The 20,345-nt window shown below is 71.6% G+C and carries 19 protein-coding genes; 12 read left to right on the top strand and 7 right to left on the bottom strand.

Annotation, left to right across the window (positions count from 1 at the left end):
- Positions 1 to 157: 157 nt before the first annotated feature.
- From ACIQJT_RS30325 to ACIQJT_RS30345, 5 genes are all read left to right on the top strand, one after another.
- Positions 158 to 1,381, top strand: coding sequence for a sensor histidine kinase (locus tag ACIQJT_RS30325; protein ID WP_402648827.1), 1,224 nt, complete (start codon positions 158 to 160; stop codon positions 1,379 to 1,381).
- A 131-nt stretch (positions 1,382 to 1,512) separates the two neighbouring features.
- A complete protein-coding gene (locus ACIQJT_RS30330; protein WP_402648830.1) occupies positions 1,513 to 2,856 on the top strand; it encodes a sensor histidine kinase in 1,344 nt (447 codons plus the stop codon).
- Between the two features lie 285 nt (positions 2,857 to 3,141).
- Positions 3,142 to 3,801: a response regulator transcription factor gene (locus ACIQJT_RS30335; RefSeq protein ID WP_028808164.1), complete on the top strand. Its 660-nt coding sequence runs from the start codon at positions 3,142 to 3,144 to the stop codon at positions 3,799 to 3,801.
- A 277-nt stretch (positions 3,802 to 4,078) separates the two neighbouring features.
- Positions 4,079 to 6,007, top strand: a complete 1,929-nt coding sequence (locus tag ACIQJT_RS30340) for a 2-oxoacid:acceptor oxidoreductase subunit alpha (RefSeq protein WP_365462125.1) — start codon at positions 4,079 to 4,081, stop codon at positions 6,005 to 6,007.
- Positions 6,000 to 7,079, top strand: coding sequence for a 2-oxoacid:ferredoxin oxidoreductase subunit beta (locus ACIQJT_RS30345; protein WP_402648833.1), 1,080 nt, complete (start codon positions 6,000 to 6,002; stop codon positions 7,077 to 7,079). The genes ACIQJT_RS30340 and ACIQJT_RS30345 overlap by 8 nt, the downstream gene beginning before the upstream one ends.
- Positions 7,080 to 7,136: 57 nt before the next feature.
- Here ACIQJT_RS30345 and ACIQJT_RS30350 read toward each other — a convergent pair whose 3' ends face one another.
- The 3 genes from ACIQJT_RS30350 to ACIQJT_RS30360 all read right to left on the bottom strand — a co-directional run bounded on the left by ACIQJT_RS30350 (position 7,137) and on the right by ACIQJT_RS30360 (position 8,663).
- Positions 7,137 to 7,325: a hypothetical protein gene (locus tag ACIQJT_RS30350; RefSeq protein ID WP_350768938.1), complete on the bottom strand. Its 189-nt coding sequence runs from the start codon at positions 7,323 to 7,325 to the stop codon at positions 7,137 to 7,139.
- A 193-nt stretch (positions 7,326 to 7,518) separates the two neighbouring features.
- Positions 7,519 to 8,019 carry a DUF6082 family protein gene (locus ACIQJT_RS30355; RefSeq protein WP_365462121.1) on the bottom strand — a complete coding sequence of 167 codons (501 nt, stop codon included), beginning with the start codon at positions 8,017 to 8,019 and terminating at the stop codon, positions 7,519 to 7,521.
- 236 nt (positions 8,020 to 8,255) lie between these two features.
- The gene (locus tag ACIQJT_RS30360) at positions 8,256 to 8,663 is read right to left on the bottom strand and encodes a winged helix-turn-helix transcriptional regulator (RefSeq protein WP_402648836.1); all 408 of its coding nucleotides are present in this window, start codon (positions 8,661 to 8,663) and stop codon (positions 8,256 to 8,258) included.
- A 91-nt stretch (positions 8,664 to 8,754) separates the two neighbouring features.
- Between ACIQJT_RS30360 and ACIQJT_RS30365 the strand changes: the two genes are divergently transcribed.
- The 4 genes from ACIQJT_RS30365 (at position 8,755) to ACIQJT_RS30380 (ending at position 12,460) form a co-directional block, all read left to right on the top strand.
- Positions 8,755 to 9,609 carry an SDR family oxidoreductase gene (locus ACIQJT_RS30365; RefSeq protein WP_402648838.1) on the top strand — a complete coding sequence of 285 codons (855 nt, stop codon included), beginning with the start codon at positions 8,755 to 8,757 and terminating at the stop codon, positions 9,607 to 9,609.
- A 127-nt stretch (positions 9,610 to 9,736) separates the two neighbouring features.
- Complete coding sequence (gene rarD / locus ACIQJT_RS30370) at positions 9,737 to 10,747, top strand: EamA family transporter RarD (protein ID WP_402648840.1); 1,011 nt, start codon at positions 9,737 to 9,739, stop codon at positions 10,745 to 10,747.
- A 99-nt stretch (positions 10,748 to 10,846) separates the two neighbouring features.
- The gene (locus ACIQJT_RS30375) at positions 10,847 to 11,314 is read left to right on the top strand and encodes a VOC family protein (RefSeq protein ID WP_365462113.1); all 468 of its coding nucleotides are present in this window, start codon (positions 10,847 to 10,849) and stop codon (positions 11,312 to 11,314) included.
- 195 nt (positions 11,315 to 11,509) lie between these two features.
- Complete coding sequence (locus ACIQJT_RS30380) at positions 11,510 to 12,460, top strand: M28 family metallopeptidase (RefSeq protein WP_402648843.1); 951 nt, start codon at positions 11,510 to 11,512, stop codon at positions 12,458 to 12,460.
- Positions 12,461 to 12,487: 27 nt separating this feature from the next.
- Here ACIQJT_RS30380 and ACIQJT_RS30385 read toward each other — a convergent pair whose 3' ends face one another.
- A complete protein-coding gene (locus ACIQJT_RS30385; protein ID WP_402648845.1) occupies positions 12,488 to 13,897 on the bottom strand; it encodes a hypothetical protein in 1,410 nt (469 codons plus the stop codon).
- A 163-nt stretch (positions 13,898 to 14,060) separates the two neighbouring features.
- Here ACIQJT_RS30385 and ACIQJT_RS30390 point away from each other — a divergent pair, with 163 nt between their 5' ends.
- From ACIQJT_RS30390 to ACIQJT_RS30400, 3 genes are all read left to right on the top strand, one after another.
- Entirely contained in the window at positions 14,061 to 14,519 is a 459-nt protein-coding gene (locus tag ACIQJT_RS30390) for a DUF6668 family protein (RefSeq protein ID WP_402648893.1), read from the top strand.
- Complete coding sequence (locus tag ACIQJT_RS30395; protein WP_402648848.1) at positions 14,516 to 15,811, top strand: amidase family protein; 1,296 nt, start codon at positions 14,516 to 14,518, stop codon at positions 15,809 to 15,811. Before ACIQJT_RS30390 ends, ACIQJT_RS30395 begins: the two co-directional genes overlap by 4 nt.
- A gap of 78 nt (positions 15,812 to 15,889) precedes the next feature.
- Positions 15,890 to 16,480 (top strand): NAD(P)H-dependent oxidoreductase, encoded by a 591-nt coding sequence (locus tag ACIQJT_RS30400; RefSeq protein ID WP_365462106.1) that lies wholly within the window; start codon positions 15,890 to 15,892, stop codon positions 16,478 to 16,480.
- Here the strand turns inward: ACIQJT_RS30400 and ACIQJT_RS30405 are convergent.
- Genes ACIQJT_RS30405 through ACIQJT_RS30415 form a run of 3 tightly spaced genes read right to left on the bottom strand, consistent with a single transcriptional unit; the run spans position 16,470 to position 19,693 of the window.
- Positions 16,470 to 17,411, bottom strand: coding sequence for an ABC transporter permease (locus ACIQJT_RS30405; protein WP_402648851.1), 942 nt, complete (start codon positions 17,409 to 17,411; stop codon positions 16,470 to 16,472). The two genes, ACIQJT_RS30400 and ACIQJT_RS30405, sit on opposite strands and share 11 nt — an antisense overlap.
- On the bottom strand, positions 17,398 to 18,402 hold the full coding sequence (locus ACIQJT_RS30410) for an ABC transporter ATP-binding protein (protein WP_402648854.1): 1,005 nt from the start codon (positions 18,400 to 18,402) through the stop codon (positions 17,398 to 17,400). The genes ACIQJT_RS30405 and ACIQJT_RS30410 overlap by 14 nt, the downstream gene beginning before the upstream one ends.
- A 34-nt stretch (positions 18,403 to 18,436) precedes the next feature.
- Complete coding sequence (locus tag ACIQJT_RS30415) at positions 18,437 to 19,693, bottom strand: outer membrane lipoprotein carrier protein LolA (protein ID WP_402648857.1); 1,257 nt, start codon at positions 19,691 to 19,693, stop codon at positions 18,437 to 18,439.
- Positions 19,694 to 20,345 lie beyond the last annotated feature (652 nt).

Below are 20,345 nucleotides of genomic sequence, written 5' to 3' on the forward strand. Positions count from 1 at the left end.
GATCTGTACGCACGGGAGTCTAGGCCCTGATAAAGGGACGGTAAGCAGCCCGTCACCCGAGGAAGGCCATTCGAAAGGCCGAGGTGGGGTTTTCCCCCGCACACCGCGGCGGTCCGCCTCATGGCGCGCGGCGGTCCCGCGCGGCACGCTAGCCCATATGACCGAACGCCACTCGACTCCGAGCCGTGCCGTGATCACCGGCAGAGACGGCGGAACCGACGACGGCCGGCCGCCTCCGGCCCGCTTCGCCTACGACGTGCACACCTGGAAGGAGATCGCCCATCTCCTGGCGAACCTCCCGGTGTCGATCCTCGGCTTCACCTACGTCGTGACGGTGCTGTTCACCGGCTTCTGGCTGACCGTCACGGTGATCGGGTTCCCGCTGCTCGCGGCGGGCCTGCTGGGCGCCCGGCAGCTCGGCAAGCTGGAGCGGGCGCGGGCCCGGGCGCTGCTCGGGGTGCGGGTGGACGAACCGAGCCCGCTGCCGTGGCGCACCAGGAACGGCGGCGACGGCTTCTTCGCCCAGCTGTGGCTGGGGGTGAAGGACCCGGTGGGCTGGCGGACGGTGCTGTACGACTTCATCCGGCTGCCCTGGGGTGTGCTCACCTTCACGATCACGCTGCCCTCGTTGTTCGTGCTGTGGCCGGTGCTGCCGTTCATCGCGCGGGGCCTCGCCAACGTGGACCGGGCGATGGTGCGCGGGCTGCTGTCGCCCTCCGACGAGCTGGAACGCCGTATCGCCGAACTGGAGTCGGACCGGGGGGTCGTGGTCGACACGGCCGCCGCCGATCTCCGGCGCATCGAGCGCGATCTGCACGACGGGGCGCAGGCCCGGCTCGTCAATCTCGCCATGGGGCTCGGCCTCGCGAAGGAGAAGCTCCTGGAGGACCCGGAGTACGCGCAGGCGATGGTCGAGGAGGCGCACGGCGAGGTGAAACTGGCCCTCCAGGAGCTGCGGGATCTGGCGCGGGGCATCCACCCGGCCGTGCTGACCGACCGCGGGCTCGACGCCGCCCTCTCGTCGGTGGCCTCGCGCTGCACGGTGCCGGTGAAGGTGACCGCCGATCTCGACGCGCGGCCGGTCGCGGCGATCGAGGGCATCGCGTACTTCACGGTCTCCGAGCTGCTCCAGAACATCAGCAAGCACAGCGGGGCCCGGTCGGCGTCGGTGGACGTGTGGCGGGCCGAGGACCGGCTGCTCATCCAGGTGTGGGACGACGGCCGCGGCGGTGCCCGGCTGGACGGCGGCACCGGTATGCGCGGGCTCGCGGAGCGCCTCGACGCGGTCGACGGGCTGTTCGTCATCGACTCCCCGCCGGGCGGCCCGACGGTCGTCACGGCGGAGCTGCCGTGGCGGGACCGGGTCGCGGAACGGTCGTAGGCACGGGGGAAGGGGGTGGGGAAAACCCCCCTTCCAAGACGCCGACGGCCTCCATGGTCCGTTGAGCTGCGGTCCAGCAGGGTGGAGGTACGACACCACAGGCGCGGGACGAGAGAAGAAGGACGACGTCGATGGCCACGGACTACGGGTACGACAGTGGGCTCGGGTTCCCCGGGACGGCACGGCGGCAGCGGGTGCCGGCCGGGCTGCGGGCGCCGTTCGAGGGACGGAGCTGGCGGGAGTTCGGCTATGTGCTGCTGAGCCTGCCGATCAGCGTCCTGATGTTCGCCTACGCCGTCACGATGATCTCGCTGGGCGCCGGACTCCTGGTGACCTTCCTCGGGATCCCGGTCTTCGCGGCCGGGCTCGCCGGCTGCCGTGGGCTCGGGGCGCTGGAGCGGGCACGGGCGCGCGGGCTGCTGGGTCTGGAGGTCGGCGACCCGGAACCGCTCAGGATGCGGAAGTCCGGGTTCATGGGATGGATCGGGGCCGTCCTCAAGAGCGGGACGTCGTGGCGGACGCTGCTGTACTCCGTGGTGCACCTGCCGTGGGCGCTGTTCTCCTTCGTCGTCGCGGTGAACTTCTGGGTGTACGGCTGGGCGCTGCTGACGTACCCGCTGTGGTTCTGGGTCTTCCCGGCGTACGTCGGTCAGGACGGGCTTCAGCTCTACGGCGACGAGACCCACCACATCTACCTGGACAACCCGTTCGAGATCGGTGTGACCGCGCTGGTGGGACTGTTGTTCACGCTGGCCACGCCGTGGATCGTGCGGGCGCTGACCACGGTGGACCGGGTCATGGTGCACGGGCTGCTGGGGCCGACCAAGCTGTCGGCGCGGGTGGTGGAGCTGGAGTCGGACCGCGGGGTCGTGGTGGACACGGCGGCCGCGGACCTGCGGCGCATCGAGCGTGACCTGCACGACGGGGCGCAGGCCCGGCTGGTGGCGCTGGCCATGGACCTGGGGCTGGCGAAGGAGAAGCTCACGGAGGATCCCGCGGCGGCCGCCCGGATGGTGGACGAGGCGCACGGCGAGGTGAAGACGGCCCTCCAGGAGCTGCGCGATCTGGCGCGGGGGATTCACCCGGCGGTGCTGACGGACCGGGGGCTGGACGCGGCCCTCTCGTCGGTCGCCTCGCGCTGCACGGTGCCGGTCCAGGTGGAGGTGGATCTGCCCTCGCGGCCGGCGCCGGCGATCGAGGGGATCGCGTACTTCACGGTCTCCGAGCTGCTCCAGAACATCAGCAAGCACTCCCGGGCGACGTTCGCCGCGGTGGACGTGTGGCGGGTGGAGAACCGGCTCATGCTCCAGGTCGTGGACAACGGGGTGGGCGGCGCCGATGTGTCCGCCGGGTCGGGGCTCGCGGGTCTTGCGGAGCGGCTGGACGCGGTCGACGGGATCCTGGTGGTCGATTCGCCTGTCGGAGGGCCGACCCGGGTGACCGCGGAGCTGCCGTGGCGGGGCGAGCGGGTGTGACGGGTTCTGCGTGAACGGGCGGTGGGGGTTATCACCTCCGCCGCCCTTGCCCGACCCCTGCCCGTCCCCTCCCCCAGGGGCTCCCCCAGGGGCGCTGCCCCTTCGACCCCGGCCTGGACAGTGGCCGGAATCCGTCCCCGACCCCCTGCTCTCGGGCCTTTGTTCGTATCTGGGTCCCTCTAATCCCGTTGCCCGCCCCCCTCCGCATCCGAATGCTGGAATGCTGAACCTGTCCGGTGGACGGGCAGGCAGTGGGCTGGGGGGCCGAGAGTCGTGGAGGACAAGGTGCGGGTGGTCATCGCCGAGGATTCAGTGCTGCTGCGGGAGGGCCTGACCCGGTTGCTGACCGACCGCGGGCACGACGTCGTGGCCGGAGTGGGCGACGGGGAGGCCCTGATCAAGACCATCGGTGAGCTGGACGCCCAGGGCGAGCTGCCCGACGTCGTGGTCGCCGATGTGCGGATGCCTCCGACGCACACGGACGAGGGCGTGCGAGCCGCCGTACAACTGCGCAAGGCACATCCCGGACTCGGGGTACTCGTACTGTCGCAGTACGTGGAGGAGCGGTACGCCACCGAGCTGCTGGCCGGGTCCAGCCGCGGGGTGGGGTACCTGCTCAAGGACCGGGTCGCGGAGGTGCGTGAGTTCGTGGACGCGGTGGTGCGGGTGGCCGAGGGCGGCACCGCCCTCGACCCCGAGGTGGTCGCCCAGCTCCTGGGACGCAGCCGGAAGCAGGACGTGCTCGCCCATCTCACGCCCCGGGAGCGGGAGGTCCTGGGACTGATGGCCGAGGGGCGCACCAATTCGGCGATCGCGCGGCAGCTCGTCGTGAGCGACGGGGCCGTGGAGAAGCACGTCAGCAACATCTTCCTGAAGCTCGGGCTGTCACCGAGCGACGGGGACCACCGGCGGGTGCTGGCGGTGCTGACCTATCTGAACTCCTGACCGTCCGACACCGTGTCGGACGCCAGGGCGGCGGCGGCCGGCCGACAGGGCAGCGGGCCGCCCGGGACCGAGAACCGGAGAACGACGAGGGAGCGTCTTCGAGGAAAGCGCCGGGGGGCGAGAAAAGCATGACAAGTCAGGTCTTTGTAACGTCTCGGAACCACGTCCATCATGCGAATGGCCGAGGGAAGGCGACCCCTGCGGTCGTAGGGTTGATCCTGGGAAGGCCTGCGGGAAGGCCGCTCCCGAACAGCCGCCTCGAGGGAGGTCCAGTTCAGTGACCAGTCAGGTCAGCAGCCCAGCGGAGCAGGCCGACGAAGCCGTCGTGGGAGAGCAGCGCAAAGGGGCCGGCGTGAAGGACGTCCGCCGCCTCGACCGGGTGATCATTCGTTTCGCGGGCGACTCCGGCGACGGGATGCAGCTCACAGGTGACCGTTTCACCTCGGAGACGGCGTCCTTCGGCAACGACCTGTCCACCCTTCCCAACTTCCCCGCCGAGATCCGGGCCCCTGCCGGAACCCTGCCCGGTGTCTCCTCCTTCCAGCTCCACTTCGCCGACCACGACATCCTCACGCCGGGTGACGCGCCGAACGTCCTCGTGGCCATGAACCCGGCCGCCCTGAAGGCGAACATCGCCGATCTGCCGCGCGGCGCGGAGATCATCGTCAACACGGACGAGTTCACCAAACGGGCGATGCAGAAAGTGGGGTACGCGGCCTCGCCGCTGGAGGACGGCTCGCTCGACGGGTACAGCCTTCATCCGGTCCCCCTGACCACGCTGACCGTCGAGGCCCTCAAGGATTTCGACCTCAGCCGCAAGGAGGCCGAGCGCAGCAAGAACATGTTCGCGCTCGGCCTCTTGTCGTGGATGTACCACCGGCCCACCGAGGGCACGGAGAGGTTCCTGCGGACGAAGTTCGCGAAGAAGCCGGAGATCGCCGAGGCGAACCTGGCGGCGTACCGGGCGGGCTGGAACTTCGGCGAGACGACCGAGGACTTCGCGGTCTCCTACGAGATCGCCCCGGCCACGAAGGCCTTCCCGGTCGGCACCTACCGCAACATCTCCGGGAACCTCGCGCTGTCCTACGGGCTGGTCGCCGCGTCCCGGCAGGCGGACCTGCCGCTGTTCCTGGGCTCGTACCCGATCACCCCGGCCTCGGACATCCTGCACGAGCTCAGCAAGCACAAGAACTTCGGCGTACGGACCTTCCAGGCCGAGGACGAGATCGCCGGGATCGGCGCGGCGCTGGGCGCGGCCTTCGGCGGGTCGCTGGCCGTGACGACCACGTCCGGTCCCGGCGTGGCGCTGAAGTCGGAGACCATCGGCCTCGCGGTCTCCCTGGAGCTGCCGCTCCTCGTGATCGACATCCAGCGAGGCGGCCCCTCGACCGGCCTGCCGACCAAGACCGAGCAGGCGGATCTCCTCCAGGCGATGTTCGGGCGCAACGGCGAGGCGCCGGTGCCGATCGTGGCCCCCTGCACCCCGGCCGACTGCTTCGACGCGGCGCTGGAGGCGGCCCGGATCGCGCTGACGTACCGCACACCGGTGATGCTGCTCTCGGACGGCTACCTGGCCAACGGCTCGGAGCCGTGGCGCATCCCGGAGCTGGACGAGCTCCCCGACCTGACCGTGCAGTTCGCGCAGGGCCCGAACCACACCCTCGACGACGGCACCGAGGTCTTCTGGCCCTACAAGCGCGACCCGCAGACCCTCGCCCGCCCCTGGGCCGTGCCCGGCACACCCGGTCTCGAACACCGCATCGGCGGCATCGAGAAGGAGGACGGGTCCGGGAACATCTCCTACGCCCCGGCCAACCACGACTTCATGGTCCGTACCCGCCAGGCCAAGATCGACGGGATCGACGTACCGGATCTGGAGGTCGACGACCCGCACGAGGCGCGCACGCTGGTGCTGGGCTGGGGATCGACGTACGGCCCCATCACGGCCGCGGTACGGCGGCTGCGGACGGCCGGCGAGTCGATCGCGCAGGCCCACCTGCGCCACCTCAACCCCTTCCCGCGCAACCTGGGCGCGGTGCTCAGGGCGTACGACAAGGTCGTCATCCCGGAGATGAACCTGGGGCAGCTCGCGACCCTGGTGAGGGCGAAGTACCTGGTCGACGCGCACAGCTACAACCAGGTCAACGGCATGCCGTTCAAGGCCGAACAGCTCGCCACGGCTCTGAAGGAGGCCATCGATGGCTGAGACGTCCACGGAAGGCACGGGCACGATCGAGGCGCTCTCGCTCGTCCCCAAGGCCGAGGCGCGCCAGAGCATGAAGGACTTCAAGAGCGACCAGGAAGTCCGCTGGTGCCCCGGCTGCGGTGACTACGCGATCCTCGCGGCGGTCCAGGGCTTCATGCCGGAGCTGGGCCTGGCCAAGGAGAACATCGTCTTCGTCTCCGGCATCGGCTGTTCCTCCCGCTTCCCGTACTACATGAACACGTACGGCATGCACTCCATCCACGGGCGGGCGCCGGCGATCGCGACAGGGCTGGCGGCATCGCGGCGGGACCTGTCGGTGTGGGTGGTCACCGGTGACGGGGACGCCCTCTCGATCGGCGGCAACCACCTGATCCATGCCCTGCGCCGGAACGTGAACCTGAAGATCCTGCTGTTCAACAACCGGATCTACGGGCTGACGAAGGGGCAGTACTCCCCGACCTCCGAGGTCGGCAAGATCACGAAGTCGACGCCGATGGGCTCCCTGGACGCGCCCTTCAACCCGGTGTCCCTCGCCCTCGGTGCGGAGGCGTCCTTCGTGGCGCGGACGGTGGACTCGGACCGCAAGCACCTCACGTCGGTGCTGCGGGAGGCTGCCGCCCACCCCGGCACGGCCCTGATCGAGATCTACCAGAACTGCAACATCTTCAACGACGGTGCCTTCGAGGCGCTGAAGGACAAGCAGCAGGCGGAGGAGGCGGTGATCCGGCTGGAGCACGGGCAGCCGATCCGCTTCGGCGCGGACCTGTCGAAGGGCGTGGTCCGGGATCCGGCCACGGGTGACCTGAAGGTGGTCCCGGTGACGCCGTCGAACGAGTCGCAGATCCTGGTCCACGACGCGCACGCGTCGTCTCCGACGACCGCCTTCGCCCTGTCCCGCCTGGCCGACCCGGACACGCTGCACCACACCCCGATCGGCGTCTTCCGCTCGGTGGACCGCCCGGTGTACGACACCCAGATGTCGGACCAACTGGACGCGGCGATCGAACAGAACGGCAAGGGGGATCTGGGGGCGTTGCTGGCGGGCGGGGACACCTGGACTGTGGTGGGCTGACCGACCGCACGGCACGCGGAGGGCCCGGACGCTACTCGGCTTCCGGGCCCTTTGCCGTCACGCGTCGGGGATGTCCCGCTTGGCGCGGAGGAGGGTCTCCCGGGTAATCACAACGATGCGTTCGTAGTCGGCCCGGGACGCATCGGAGGGAAGCTGTCCGTCGAGTTCGTCGGTGCGATCGGTGCCGATGATCGCGAAGCTGCCGTCACTCAGCTCCAGGATGTCGGGGCAGTTCTCACCGGACATACTTCCTCGTTGGCGGGGCGAATCCCCGAGTCGACGGACGAAACTGACTACGGGGAATTCGCTGTGCACGCGGGGCCCTCTATGTTCACAGGCGGGAGCGGGGAAGTCTGCTCTCGTGTGGAGACACGACGCAGGGCGCTAGTTAAGCATCAACCGGCACTCAGGGCAGCTCACTTCACTCGTTTGACCTACCTCACTCGCCTGAGCTGCCGACCACCCACCACTCACGGCCACTGGCGATCTCTTCCATCATCTCGTCCACGGCCCGCCCCACCCGCGCCTCCAGCGACTCGCGCGCGAGAGCTCTGCGAGCATCCCCCGTCATGTCCCAGTAGTCCTGGAACACAGCGTTTGAACACCACACTCGGAGATATCCGATCAGCTCCTCCCAATCAAAGGCGCCCAAGCGGTGGTGCAGCAAGATCGCGCTGTACTGGGCATTCACAAACAGCACCTGTCGCCGCCTGCTCTCCGACAGGCCGGGCAGCGTACTCATGGCTTCCGCAAGAGCGGGATCACCCAGCGCACGCCCCGTCTGGTCGGCCATGATGCGATGCAACTGAATCAGATTGGCTTTGCGGATCTCGTCGTTGAGCGCCGCGAGTTGCCGAAGTATGTTCTCCAGGAGTTCCTCCTGGGTTCCAGCCTCTGCTGGAGAACCGATCCTGCGCGCATCCGGATTCTCAGTGGCCACAGCGAACCCCCGACTCAGGCGTCCAGACGCCGGTCGATCACCTAGCGAGCGGTACCGAGGCCGGCGTGCGGGTGGACAAGCATCCCGTCTCCAGCATGCCGGGCAGCACAATGCGGCGCGGGAGGCGGACAGGGGGCGCATGGAGGGACGCAGTGCTCGGTCGACCAACGCCCTACCGTGAATGTTCCCGTCAAGCTTCGGCGTCATACGTTGCGCGAGCATCGCATGCGGGCACATCACTGCCGCTCAGAACCCCTCTTCCGCGCGTCGTACACCTCCCGCGCCTCCTGCACCGCGCCCATCCGCCGCGTCGTCCACTCCGCGAGGCCGCGTACCTGCTCGGCGGCTTCTCGGCCCAGGTCCGTCAACGAATAGTCCACCCGGGGTGGGATCACCGGCTTGGCGTTGCGGTGGACCAGGCCGTCGCGTTCCAGGGTCTGGAGGGTCTGGGTCAGCATCTTCTCGCTCACCCGGCCGATCGCGCGGCGGAGTTCGCTGAAGCGGTGGGGGCGGTCCAGGAGGTGGAGCAGGACCAGGACACCCCAGCGGCTCGTCACGTGTTCCAGGACCAGGCGGTGGGGGCACATCTCCTCGCCCGACGCCCTCGCCGCCTCCGCCAGCATCTTCTCCACACTTACCGTCATGCCAGTACCTTACTTCAAAGTGGGTACTTTCGTTCAGTTAGCGCCTCCCCTAGGGTTAGTGGCAACGCACCCCACAAGGAGATCGGACACCATGAGCATCGTCGTCACCGGAGCCACCGGACACCTCGGCCGTCACGTCGTCGAGCAGCTGCTCGAGAAGGTTCCCGCCGAGCAGGTCACCGCCGTCGTCCGCACCCCGGAGAAGGCCGCCGACCTCGCCGAGAAGGGTGTCAAGATCGCCGTCGCGGACTACAACAGCCCCGAGACCTTCGACCACCTCTTCGCGGCCGGTGACAAGGTGCTGCTGATCTCCGGCAACGAGTTCGACAAGGGCCGCCCCGCCCAGCACCAGGTCGTCATCGACGCCGCCAAGGCCGCGGGCGTGGCGCTCCTCGCGTACACCAGCGCCCCCGGCACCCTGACCGCCGCGCTCGCCGACGACCACCGGGCCACCGAGGAGGCGCTGCTCGCCTCCGGTCTGCCCTACTCGCTGCTGCGCAACAGCTGGTACAACGAGAACTACACCGAGAACCTCGCCCCCGTCCTGGAGCACGGTGTCGTCGTCCAGGCCGCCGGTGACGGTCGTGTCTCCACCGCCTCGCGCGCCGACTACGCGGCCGCCGCGGTCGCCGTGCTGACCGGCGAGGGCCACGAGAACTCGACGTACGAGCTCGGCGGCGACGAGCCCTGGGGCTTCGCCGAGTACGCGGCCGAGCTGAGCAGGCAGACCGGGCGGGAGATCGGCTACAACGCCGTCTCCGTCGACGCCTTCACCGGCATCCTGACCGGCGCCGGGGTGCCCGCCCCCTTCGCCGAGATCCTCGCCGGGGTCGACGCCTCCATCGAGAAGGGCGAGCTGGTCATCACCTCCGGCGACCTGGCCCGGCTGACCGGCCGCCCCGCCACTCCGATCGCCGCGTCGATCGAGGCCGCGCTCAAGAACTGACACTCCCCCGGCGGGCCCTTGAACGACCACCCCCGGCTGTCATGACCGTATGGCGATACGGGCATGACAGCCGGGGGTGCTCGGCGTTACCTTCTTGCAGGCGAGCACAGTGCGAGGAGGAAAGCCCGTGAAGTCGAGAGGCGAGCGGCACATAGGTCTGCTGAACGGCTTCGCCGCGTACGGGATGTGGGGACTCGTGCCCCTGTTCTGGCCGCTGCTCAAGCCGGCCGGGGCGGCCGAGATCCTCGCCCACCGGATGGTGTGGTCGCTCGTCTTCGTGGCCGTCGCGCTCGTCGTCGTACGGCGCTGGGCCTGGGCCGGTGAGCTGCTGCGGCAGCCCCGCAGGCTGGCGCTCGTCACCGTGGCCGCCGCCGTCATCACCGTGAACTGGGGCGTCTACATCTGGGCCGTCAACAGCGGCCACGTCGTCGAGGCCTCGCTCGGGTACTTCATCAACCCGCTGGTCACCATCGCCATGGGCGTGCTGCTGCTGAAGGAGCGGCTGCGGCGCGTGCAGTGGGCGGCGGTCGGGATCGGCGCCGCCGCCGTGCTCGTCCTCACCGTGGGCTACGGCAGGCCGCCGTGGATCTCCCTCACCCTCGCCTTCTCCTTCGCCACCTACGGCCTGGTCAAGAAGAAGGTCAACCTGGGCGGGGTCGAGTCGCTGGCCGCCGAGACCGCGATCCAGTTCCTGCCCGCGCTCGGCTACCTCCTCTGGCTCAGCGGCCGGGGCGACCTCAGCTTCGCCGCCGAGGGCCCGGGGCACGCGGCGCTGCTCGCCTCGACCGGCATCGTCACCGCGCTCCCGCTGGTCTGCTTCGGCGCCGCGGCGATCCGGGTGCCGCTGTCCACGCTCGGGCTGTTGCAGTACCTGGCCCCGGTCTTCCAGTTCCTGCTCGGCATCTTCTACTTCCACGAGGCCATGCCGCCCGAGCGCTGGGCCGGGTTCGCGCTGGTCTGGCTCGCGCTGACGCTGCTCACCTGGGACGCCCTGCGCACCGCGCGGACGTTCAGGAGGGGGATCGGCGGGGCCGGTGCCTCCATGGCCACGGGCACGGCCGGCGCCGCCGTACGGAAGGCGGAGGGTGTGACCGCGCGCGGCGCGGAGCCGTTGGACTCGCCCGCCGCCCGGCCGTAGGACGCGATCAGCTCGCCGGGCGACGAGCAACCGCTCCGGCCGTCGTTCCGACGGCATCTAGGACAGCGCGCGACCTCGTTCGCGGCTATAAGTGGCTTCATGACGCAGACCGCACCCGCACCCCTGCACTGGAAACTGGTCGTCGACGCCGGCGACCCGCACGCCCAGGCCGACTTCTGGGCCGCCGCGCTGCACTACGAGACCGAGGACAACGACGCCCTGATCCAGCGGCTGCTGGAGCTCGGTGCCCTGCCGCGCGAGGCCACCGTCGAGTACCACGCCCGGCTGGCCTTCCGGGACCTCGTCGCCGTACGGCATCCGGACGACCCGTACGACAAGGACAGCGGTACGGGCCTCGGGCGGCGGCTGCTGTTCCAGCGTGTACCGGAGCCGAAGACCGTCAAGAACCGGCTCCATCTCGACCTGCACCCCGGGGAGGGCCGACGGGCGGCGGAGGTGGAGCGCCTGACGGGGCTCGGGGCGAGTGTGCTGCGCGAGGTGAACGAACCGTCGGGGGCGTGGGTCGTGATGGCGGACCCCGAGGGCAACGAATTCTGCGTCCACTGACCCCGGCCGATCTCCGCCGGCCCCCCTGCTGAGCTCCTCCGACCCCCGGCCGCTCCCCCGCGGTCCGGTATGCGAACTCCCCTGACCGGATTCCGCCCTTGACGGTGAGTCAACCTCAGCTTCACGATCCAGGCACCCATTCGCTGTGGAATCCCTGTGACGTCAGGGGTTCCCACGGAATTCGGAGCCCCCCACATGAAGCTCTCGGTTCCCGGACGCGTCACGGCCACCGCCGTCGTCGCCACCGTCTCCCTCCTGGCCGGCGGATCCATAGCCGGCGCGGCCCCCGCGGGACAGCCCGCGGTGGCCGCGGCCCCGGACATCCCGGTGGCCAACGTGAAGGCGCACCTGACCCAGCTCCAGTCCATCGCCACCGCCAACGGCGGCAACCGCGCGCACGGCCGCGCCGGTTACAAGGCCTCGCTCGACTACGTGAAGGCCAAGCTCGACGCCGCCGGATTCACCACCACCGTCCACCAGTTCACGTCCTCCGGCCGCACCGGCTACAACCTGATCGCCGACTGGCCGGGCGGCGACACCAGCCAGGTGGTCATGTCCGGCTCGCACCTCGACAGCGTGACCGCGGGCGCGGGCATCAACGACAACGGCTCCGGTTCGGCGGCCGTCCTGGAGACCGCGCTCGCGGTGTCCCGGGCCGGCTACCACCCCACCAAGCACCTGAGATTCGCGTGGTGGGGCGCGGAGGAACTGGGCCTGGTCGGCTCCCGCTACTACGTCAACCGCCTGTCCACCACGGACCGTTCGCGGATCAGCGGCTACCTGAACTTCGACATGATCGGCTCGCCGAACCCCGGCTACTTCGTCTACGACGACGACCCGGCCATCGAGAAGACCTTCAAGACGTACTACGCCGGTCTCGGCGTCCCCACCGAGATCGAGACCGAGGGCGACGGCCGCTCCGACCACGCGCCGTTCAAGAACGCGGGCGTGCCGGTGGGCGGGCTGTTCAGCGGCGCCGACTACGTCAAGACGGCGGCGCAGGCGGCCAAGTGGGGCGGGACCGCGGGGCTGGCCTTCGACCGCTGCTACCACTCGTCCTGCGACACCACGGCCAACATCAACGACACGGCCCTGGACCGCAACAGTGACGCGGTGGCGTACGCGGTGTGGGAGCTCTCGCAGTAACGGTCGCGGCGACGGCCCTTCCCCGGGCTACCGGTCCGCGTTCCGGGCGCGCTCCGCGAGGCGCGGCATCCGGGCGCGGGCCGACTCCAGTTGGGCGGGGTCCTCGGCCGCCGGGCCCTCCCCGGCGGCCAGGTCCGTCCACAGGGTGATGAGTTCGCGCCCGAGGGCCAGACCGCGCAGGGGATCCCGTACGGCCTTCCAGGCGGTGGCCGCGCTCTGCACGTTGCCGTAGGCCGCCTCGGCGTCCCCGGCGCGGTGGTGGATCTCGGCCAGGTCGAGGGAGATCTCCGCGGCCCGGTCGGGATCACCGCCCAAGTAGGCGATGTAGGCGGCGAGTTCGCGCACCCGCAGCACGTCGGGGTGTTCGGCGCCCAGGGTCCGGGACGCCTCGCCGACCACCTGCTCCGCCAGCTCGGCGGCGGCGTCGGTCCGCCCCTCCCGGACGGCCTCGCTGATCCGCCCGACCGGCTCCGCGAGCACCGCGCTCTCGTCCACCACCAGGCCCTCCCCCAGGACGGCCTCGGCCACGGCGTCGAACCCCCGCACGGGCGTCACCTTGGGGCCGGGATCGTCCAGGAGCGGCACCGGTTCGACGAGGGGGGCGGCCGGCCGCGGGGCGGGCGCGGCCGACGGGAGCGGCTGGGGCACGACGGCGGCGAAACCGGCCGTCGGCATGGGGGTGGACCCGGGACGCGACGCGCCCGGTGCCGGGGCGACGCCGGCCGTCGGCCAGGGGCCGGACGCATGGGCGGGACCGGCCGGTGGCAGCGGGGGCCGGACGGCTTCCGGGGTCGCGTCCATGACAGGGGGCGGCCCGAACTCGCCTGTCGGCGGTACGACCGTCCCGGGGGCCGGGGCCGGAGCCGGGGCCTGGGCCGGACCGGGCGTCTGCAGGGCCGGTAGCTGCCGCAGGACCTGGGTCGGGGCCGGTTCGGCGTCCTGCGGGGAGTCGTCGAGCGGGGAGTCGTCGAGCGGCCGCAGGAGATGCGGGGGCCGTTCGCGCGGGGCGGGGGCCGCGGGTGGCCAGGAGTTCCCGGCCGGCTCCGCGTCGGCGCCGGCCGGTGTGGGCCGGGCGCCGGTTGTCTCGGGCGCGGGCGCACCCCGTTCGGCGGCCCGGTCCCGGTCCTGGTCCGCCGGCTCCGGTGGAGTCATCCGTACCGGCTCCGCGGTGAAGCGGCTGGCGCCGTCCGTCGCGACCTCCAGGGGGACGACGTAGCCGATGCGGGCGTCGTGGATCGTGGCGTGAACGGCGTGGCCGCTGCTCAGTGCGAGGTGGTGGAGGTGGGTCAGGACGGTCTGGTGGAGTTCCTCGCCGGGCGGCGCGGTGACCGGTGTGCCGGCCACCGTCGCGGACTCACCCGTCAGGGGGACGCGGACGTCGATCGGGGTCGCCCCCCGCTGGTGGTCCCGCTTCTTGTCGCGGCTGAGTCGAGACATCCTCATCCCTCACGGTCGTGCACGTACTGTCGAGTCTCTCCGTTCGCCCCCGGTTCTCACGTCACCGTGCTGTCACAGGCCTGTTCCAGGAGGCGGGGGGCGGGTGGGATGGCGGGAGCGGGGCGCGGACGGGCGGACCGACGGGCGGCGAGAGGCGGAGAGCGTGCAGCAGGGGCCGGAGATCTGGATCCGCGGGCCGGTGGCCCCGGCCGGGAGGCGGTTCGCGTGGGTCGGCACGCACGGCGGCGCCGGCGTCTCCACCCTGGCCGCCGTCTACGGCGGGCACGACTGCGGACGCGACTGGCCCGGCCCCGGTGCCCCCGCCTCCGTCCTGCTCGTCGCCCGTACGCACGCGGCGGGGCTGCACGCCGCCCGCCGGGCCCTGGAGCTGTTCCGGCGCGGGGAGCACCCGCCGGGGCTGGACCTCGACGCCGTCGTGCTCGTCGCGGACGCTCCCGGCCGCCTTCCGCGTCCGCTGGCCCAGCAGGTCAAGGAGATCGAGTCCGCGGTCGACGTGTACCGCGTGCCCTGGGTCGGCGCGTGGCGCCTCGGCGACCTGGACGGGACGCCGCCGCGCGGCACCGAGGCACTGGCCCGGCTCACCCGGGCCGGCGCCCCGTGACGGCCACCGCCGCCGCCACGGATCTGGCGGCTGCGGTGCGTTCGCGCTCGCTGCGGGCCGTCGACGTCGTCGCCCGCGCCCTGGAACGGATCCGGCGCGTGGACCGGGAGCTGTGCGCGTTCGCCGAGGTGTGGGAGGAGGAGGCACTGCGGCGGGCGCGCGAGATCGACGTCCGCGTCGGCGCCGGTGAGCGGCTGCCCCTCGCAGGGGTGCCGATCGGGGTGAAGGGGCGGCATGGGCTGCGCGGTGCGGCACCGCTCCTCGCAGCCGGGTGCGTACCCGTGGGCGCGACCTCGGTGCCCGGTCCCGGAACCGCCTGGCAGACCTGGGGGCTCGGCGCCCACGGCCGCACCGTCAACCCCTGGCGCGCCGACCGCACCCCCGGCGGTTCCTCGGCGGGCTCCGCGGCCGCGGTGGCCGCAGGACTCGTCCCGATGGCGACGGGGAGCGACGGGGCGGGGTCGGTGCGGATCCCGGCGGCCTGGTGCGGGGTGATGGGCCTCAAGGTCACCAACTTCGGGCACGGGGACGCCGGCCGTGCCCGCACCGGTGCCGACCGTGCCCGGGCCGATGCCGATGGTGCCGACACCGGTGCCGGTGGTGCGAGCGCCCGTGCCGCCTCGGCCGGCCCCGGCCGGACCGCGCCCCGGCGCCCCGGCCTCACCGCCCCCGGCGTCCTCGTCCGCCATGCCTGTGACGCGGTCGCGTACTGGCACGCGGTCTCGGGCGGCGACAGGGACGGGGACGGGGTCAGCCGCCGTGACGGACGCGACCCGGAAAGGTCCCCCACCCTCGCCGCCACCGCTCTCTGGTCCCCCGACCTCGGCTTCGCCGGCCCCGACCCCGAGATCGTCCGGATCGCCCACGCGGCGGCCCGACGGCTGCTGGACGCCGGTGTCGTACGGCCCGCCCGCCCCCGCACCCGGTTCCGCCTGCACGACCCCGCTCCCGCCTGGCTCGCGCTGCGCACCCCGGGCTCCGAGCTGCGGGACGCCGACCGGATCCGGGCGGCCAACGACCGTCTGCTGGCGGAGGTCTTCGCCGGCACCGATCTGCTGATGACGCCCACGACCCCCTGTCCGCCGCACGGCCACGAGGGGCCGGGTGACCGCTACTCCACCGCTCTCACCTGGGCGTTCAACCTCTCCGGGCACCCGGCGCTCAGCCTCCCCGCCGGTTTCGGTCCCGACGGCTGCCCGGTGGGGCTTCAGCTCGTGGCCCGGCACGGGGGCGAGGCCCTCCTGCTGGAGGCGGCGCGGACGGGGGCCGAGGTGGCGCAGGCGCATGCCTGAGGCCCTGGACAGGTAAATGCGTACGCATATAATGCACGTGCGACTAAATACCGTACGCCGATCAGCCGGGAGAGTCCCATGACGCGCCGTTTCCTGTTCGTGCTCGGCAGCAGCCGCAGCGACGGCAACACCGAACTGCTGGCCCGCCGGGCCGCCGAGCAACTGCCGCCGGACGTCGAGCAGCAGTGGATCGACCTCGCGGAGCATCCGCTGCCCGACTTCGAGGACCTGCGGCACGACACGGACCACACGCGTCCCACGATCGGCAACACGGCCCTGCTCTTCGACGCGACGCTCGCGGCGACGGACATCGTGATCGCCTCGCCGCTGTACTGGTACTCGGTCTCCGCGCACGTCAAGCGCTACCTCGACCACTGGTCGGGCTGGCTGCGCACGCCGGGCGTCGAGTTCAAGGCGACCATGGCGGGGCGCACGCTGTGGGGTGTCACCGCGCTGGCGCACGAGGAGTTCGAGGTCGCCGAGCCGCTGATCGGCACCCTCAACAACTCGGCCGCGTACATGGGGATGCGCTTCGGCGGGGTGCTCCTCGGCAACGGCAGCAAGCCCGGCGACGTCCTGCGGGACACCGACGCCCTCGCCCGGGCGAAGACCTTCTTCGCCCAGGAGGCCCCGCTCGCGAGGTTCCCCTACGAGCAGGTCACGCCGTGATGTCCTTCGCCGTGAACCGCGCCCAGGCCGCCGAGCCGAACACCGCCGCGTACAGCGCCTGGAGGCCGAGGTTCCTCACCAGGTCGTCCCAGTAGACCGGCTCTCGCATGAGGTCGGCGAAGGACAGCCAGTAGTGGGAGAAGAAGTACGGCTGGAGAGCGTGCAGTTGGGGGATCTGGTCGAGGATCTGGACCGTGATCAGCAGGCCGACCGTCGTGGCCATCGCCGCGATGCCGCTGTTCGTGAGGGTCGAGACGAACAGGCCCAGGGCGGCCACCCCCATCAGTGACACGGCCACCACCAGGGCGATCAGCAGTGCTCTTCCCAGGCCCTCCGTGAAGGTGATCCGCGTGCCGGAGATCGTCGTCAGATCGCCGAGCGGGAACAGGACGGCGCCGGCCGCCAGTGCCGAGAGGGCGACCACGAGGGTGGCGACCAGGCAGAACGTCATCACCGTCGCGTACTTGGTGAGGAGCAGCCGGGTGCGGCCCGCCGGGGCGACCAGCAGGTAGCGCAGGGTGCCGGCGTTGGCCTCGCCCGCGATCGCGTCGCCCGCGACGACGCCGACGGACATCGGGAGGAAGAACGGGAGGGTCGCGGCGAGGGCGGTGAAGACCAGGAAGAGGCCGTTGTTGGTGATCTGGGAGATGAAGGCGGGTCCGCCGCCACCGCCGCCGCCTGCCGAGGAGCCGTCACCGGTCTCGATCTTCACCGCGATGCCCACGAGGACCGGGACGGCTGCCAGTACGGCGAGCAGGGCGAGGGTGCGCCAGCGTCGGAAGGTGGTGCGGAGTTCGTTGCGGAAGAGGGTGCCGTAGAAGGTCGTACGGCGGCTTCCGGCCGGTGGGGGCTCGTCGCGCCCACGCGGCGGCAGCCGCACCTCCGACACGGCCCCACGCCCCTGCGAAGCCTTCTCCTCAGCCTGCGACATCGAAGCCCTCCCCCGTCAGCGCCACGAAAGCCTCCTCCAGGGAAGCCCGCTCCACCGCGAAGCCGCGCACCCGCACCCCTGCCGTCACCAACGCCGCGTTGATGTCGGCCAGGTCATCGTCGGGTGGATCACAGGTGACGCGGTCGTCCGCCACCACCACGTCCGAGAGCCCTCGCTCCTTCAGCACCCGCGCCGCCTCCGCCGGGTCCGGGGTCGTCACCACCAGGCGTCCCCTGGTCCCCGCCGCCAGGTCGGCCACCGGACCCTGGGTGATCAGGCGGCCCTGGGCCATCACCGCCGCGTGGGTGCAGACCTGTTCGATCTCGTCCAGGAGGTGGGAGGAGAGGAAGACGGTGGTGCCGTCCGAGGCCAGCTCCCTGATCAGGGCCCGGATCTCCCGCATGCCCTGCGGGTCCAGGCCGTTGGTCGGTTCGTCCAGGACCAGGAGCCGGCGGGGCTGGAGGAGGGCCGCGGCCAGGCCGAGGCGCTGTTTCATGCCCAGCGAGTACGCCTTGGCCTTCTTGCCGGCGGCGGCCGCGAGGCCCACCCGGTCCAGGGCGGCCGCCACGCGTGTGCTCCGGGTGCGCGGGTCGGCGGTCGGGTCCGCGGCGTCGTAGCGGACGAGGTTGTCGCGGCCGGAGAGGAAGCCGTAGAGGGCCGGGCCCTCGATGAGCGCTCCGACGTGCGGCAGGACGGTCCGGGAGGCGCGCGGCACGGGGTGGCCCAGGACCCGCGCCGAGCCGGAGGTCGGTTGGATGAGGCCCATCAGCATGCGGATGGTGGTGGTCTTGCCGGAGCCGTTCGGGCCGAGGAAGCCGAAGACGCTGCCCGCCGGGACGGTCAGGTCCAGACCGTCCACGGCGAGCTGTCCGCCGCGGTAGCGCTTGGTGAGGGCGCGGGTGCGGATGGCGGCCTCGTCCGCGCCCGCGCCACCGCCTGCGCCGGTGTCCGACCCCTCCGGGTCCGGCTCCGTGGCGGACGGCTGCTCCATCGGCTCCCTCGATTCGTCGTGCCCCGCGGGGGACCTACTTCGCCGCGTCGGCCGCCTTCACCAGCGCGTCCTTGGTGACCGCGCCGACGTAGACCTTGCCGTCGGCGGTGATCAGGGCGTTGATCAGGCGGGTCTTGAAGACGGTGCCCTTGCCGAACTCGCCGGAGACCTTGTCGCCGAGCGAGTCCAGGAAGCCGCCGATGTCACCGCCGACCTCGGAGCCGGACGGCACGCCCTGGCCGCCGGTGTCGAAGGTGGCGATGGAGTCCCAGCCGTCCCCGATGACGTTCATGCCTTCGGGGCCGTGCTCGCCGAACCCGCCGGCCGCGCCCTTGCCGAACTTCTCGGACCGGTCCTTGCCGAAGCCCTCGGAGTGCCCGGGCGCCTTCGACGCGTCCTCCTCCTCGACCTTGGCCCCCTTCGGCGGGGTGAAGTCGAAGGTGGAGGCGGCCGGCCTGGCGAAGCTGACCTGGGTGAAGCCCACGTCCACGACGGCCGCGCCGCCGCTGGCCGGGGTGAGGGTGAACTTCAGCGGCAGACCGGTCTTCGCGTCCACGGCCACGGTGATCTGGCCGACCGTCGAGCCGTCGTCCTTGGGCTTGACGACCAGGCGGTAGGCGTCCCGGCCCGCGACCTGGGCGGTGCCGTCGACCGTGACCGACGTGGTCTTGTCGGCGGCCTTCAGGGCCTCCTCGGCGAGGTCCTTCGGCGTGGCCGGGAGTTCTTCCCTCTGCTTGCCGTCGCTCTCGGAGGCCGTGGTGTGGAAGACCGAGTTGGACTTGCTGTCGTAGCCCCAGACGTCCTTGCCGTTGTGGATCAGGCTGTACTCGGCCGCGTCCTCCAGCAGCGAGATCTTCTGCCGGTTCTCGCCGTCGGCCGCGACGCGCAGGGTGTGGGTGCCGGAGGCGAGCTCGGTGAGCTTGCCGGAGGGGTCGGCGGACGAGCCGTCGCCCGAGCCGGAGGGTCCGGCGGCGGAGCGTCCGGCGGCGGAGCCGAGCGAGTTCTCCAGGCCGCCGAGGTCCGGCAGGCCGAGGTCCGTGGTGATCTTCACCGTGCCGGACAGCTGCTGTACGTCCAAGGCGGCGATCTTCTCGATGAGTTCCTGTGCGCTGATCTTCGGCAGGTCGGGGTCGCCGGAGTCGGCGAGCGCCGGGACGAGCCCGATGGTCGCCGCCGCGAGCCCCACCACCGTGGCCGGCACGACGTATCGAGCGGCCTTGCGCCGGCGCGCCGCGCGCAGCTCCTCGGCGTCAGCGGCGGTCGCGCTGTCGTCGGATTCGTACGGTGCCATGTGTGCCTTACCTCCGTCGTCGGCGGCGGCTGTCAACTCCCGTGCGTCCACCCCGTAGCCGCCATTCTCACCCGAATCGGTGAGGAGTGGTGTTTTCCGTGGTGTCCATCTGACCAAATCGGCCATGAGCATGCGTCAGCCCACGGAGCCAACTCCATGTACACCTGGGGTATGACACGACATGCGCACGTCCCCTACGACCCGTAGGGGGTGGCCCTCCACCGGGTCGGTGGTGAGGGCGGTGCGGGGTGGTGGGGGCTGGTGTCTTCGCGGGTTCGGTCGTGGGGGCGGTGCGGGGTGGTGGGGGCTGGCGTTTTGCGCAGTTCCCCGCGCCCCTGGTGCCTGCGGCGCAGCTGCCTGTTCGGTGGGGGCTTGTGTAGCGCGTGCGGTGCGCTTGGGGGGCGGGGCCGGGGTGGGGGGGGGGGGGGCGGGGGGGGGGGGGGGGGGGGGGGGATAAAAGCGCGGGGGGCGGCCGCCCCCCCCCCGGGGGGGGCCCCCCCCCCCCCCCCCGGGGGGCCGGGGGGGGCGGGGGCCGGGGGGGGGGGGGGGGGTGGCGGGGGGGGGGGGGGGGGGGGGGGGGGGGCGGGGGGGGGGGGTGTCCGTCCTCGGTCCGGCGGCTCGGTCTCTTGAGCAGGGCTCGGTGACGGACGCC

It is taken from the genome of Streptomyces sp. NPDC091972, from assembly GCF_044756385.1.
Taxonomy (GTDB): domain Bacteria; phylum Actinomycetota; class Actinomycetes; order Streptomycetales; family Streptomycetaceae; genus Streptomyces.

Excerpts from the sequence above, each read along its gene's own strand:
- ACIQJT_RS30325 (WP_402648827.1), top strand. The coding sequence starts at position 158 with ATGACCGAACGCCACTCGACTCCGAGCCGTGCCGTGATCACCGGCAGA.
- ACIQJT_RS30375 (WP_365462113.1), top strand. The coding sequence starts at position 10,847 with ATGACGCAGACCGCACCCGCACCCCTGCACTGGAAACTGGTCGTCGAC.
- ACIQJT_RS30350 (WP_350768938.1), bottom strand. The coding sequence starts at position 7,325 with ATGTCCGGTGAGAACTGCCCCGACATCCTGGAGCTGAGTGACGGCAGC.
- ACIQJT_RS30360 (WP_402648836.1), bottom strand. The coding sequence starts at position 8,663 with ATGACGGTAAGTGTGGAGAAGATGCTGGCGGAGGCGGCGAGGGCGTCG.
- ACIQJT_RS30415 (WP_402648857.1), bottom strand. The coding sequence starts at position 19,693 with ATGGCACCGTACGAATCCGACGACAGCGCGACCGCCGCTGACGCCGAG.
- ACIQJT_RS30380 (WP_402648843.1), top strand. The coding sequence starts at position 11,510 with ATGAAGCTCTCGGTTCCCGGACGCGTCACGGCCACCGCCGTCGTCGCC.
- ACIQJT_RS30345 (WP_402648833.1), top strand. The coding sequence starts at position 6,000 with ATGGCTGAGACGTCCACGGAAGGCACGGGCACGATCGAGGCGCTCTCG.
- ACIQJT_RS30385 (WP_402648845.1), bottom strand. The coding sequence starts at position 13,897 with ATGTCTCGACTCAGCCGCGACAAGAAGCGGGACCACCAGCGGGGGGCG.
- ACIQJT_RS30405 (WP_402648851.1), bottom strand. The coding sequence starts at position 17,411 with ATGTCGCAGGCTGAGGAGAAGGCTTCGCAGGGGCGTGGGGCCGTGTCG.
- ACIQJT_RS30365 (WP_402648838.1), top strand. The coding sequence starts at position 8,755 with ATGAGCATCGTCGTCACCGGAGCCACCGGACACCTCGGCCGTCACGTC.
- ACIQJT_RS30410 (WP_402648854.1), bottom strand. The coding sequence starts at position 18,402 with ATGGAGCAGCCGTCCGCCACGGAGCCGGACCCGGAGGGGTCGGACACC.
- ACIQJT_RS30330 (WP_402648830.1), top strand. The coding sequence starts at position 1,513 with ATGGCCACGGACTACGGGTACGACAGTGGGCTCGGGTTCCCCGGGACG.
- ACIQJT_RS30400 (WP_365462106.1), top strand. The coding sequence starts at position 15,890 with ATGACGCGCCGTTTCCTGTTCGTGCTCGGCAGCAGCCGCAGCGACGGC.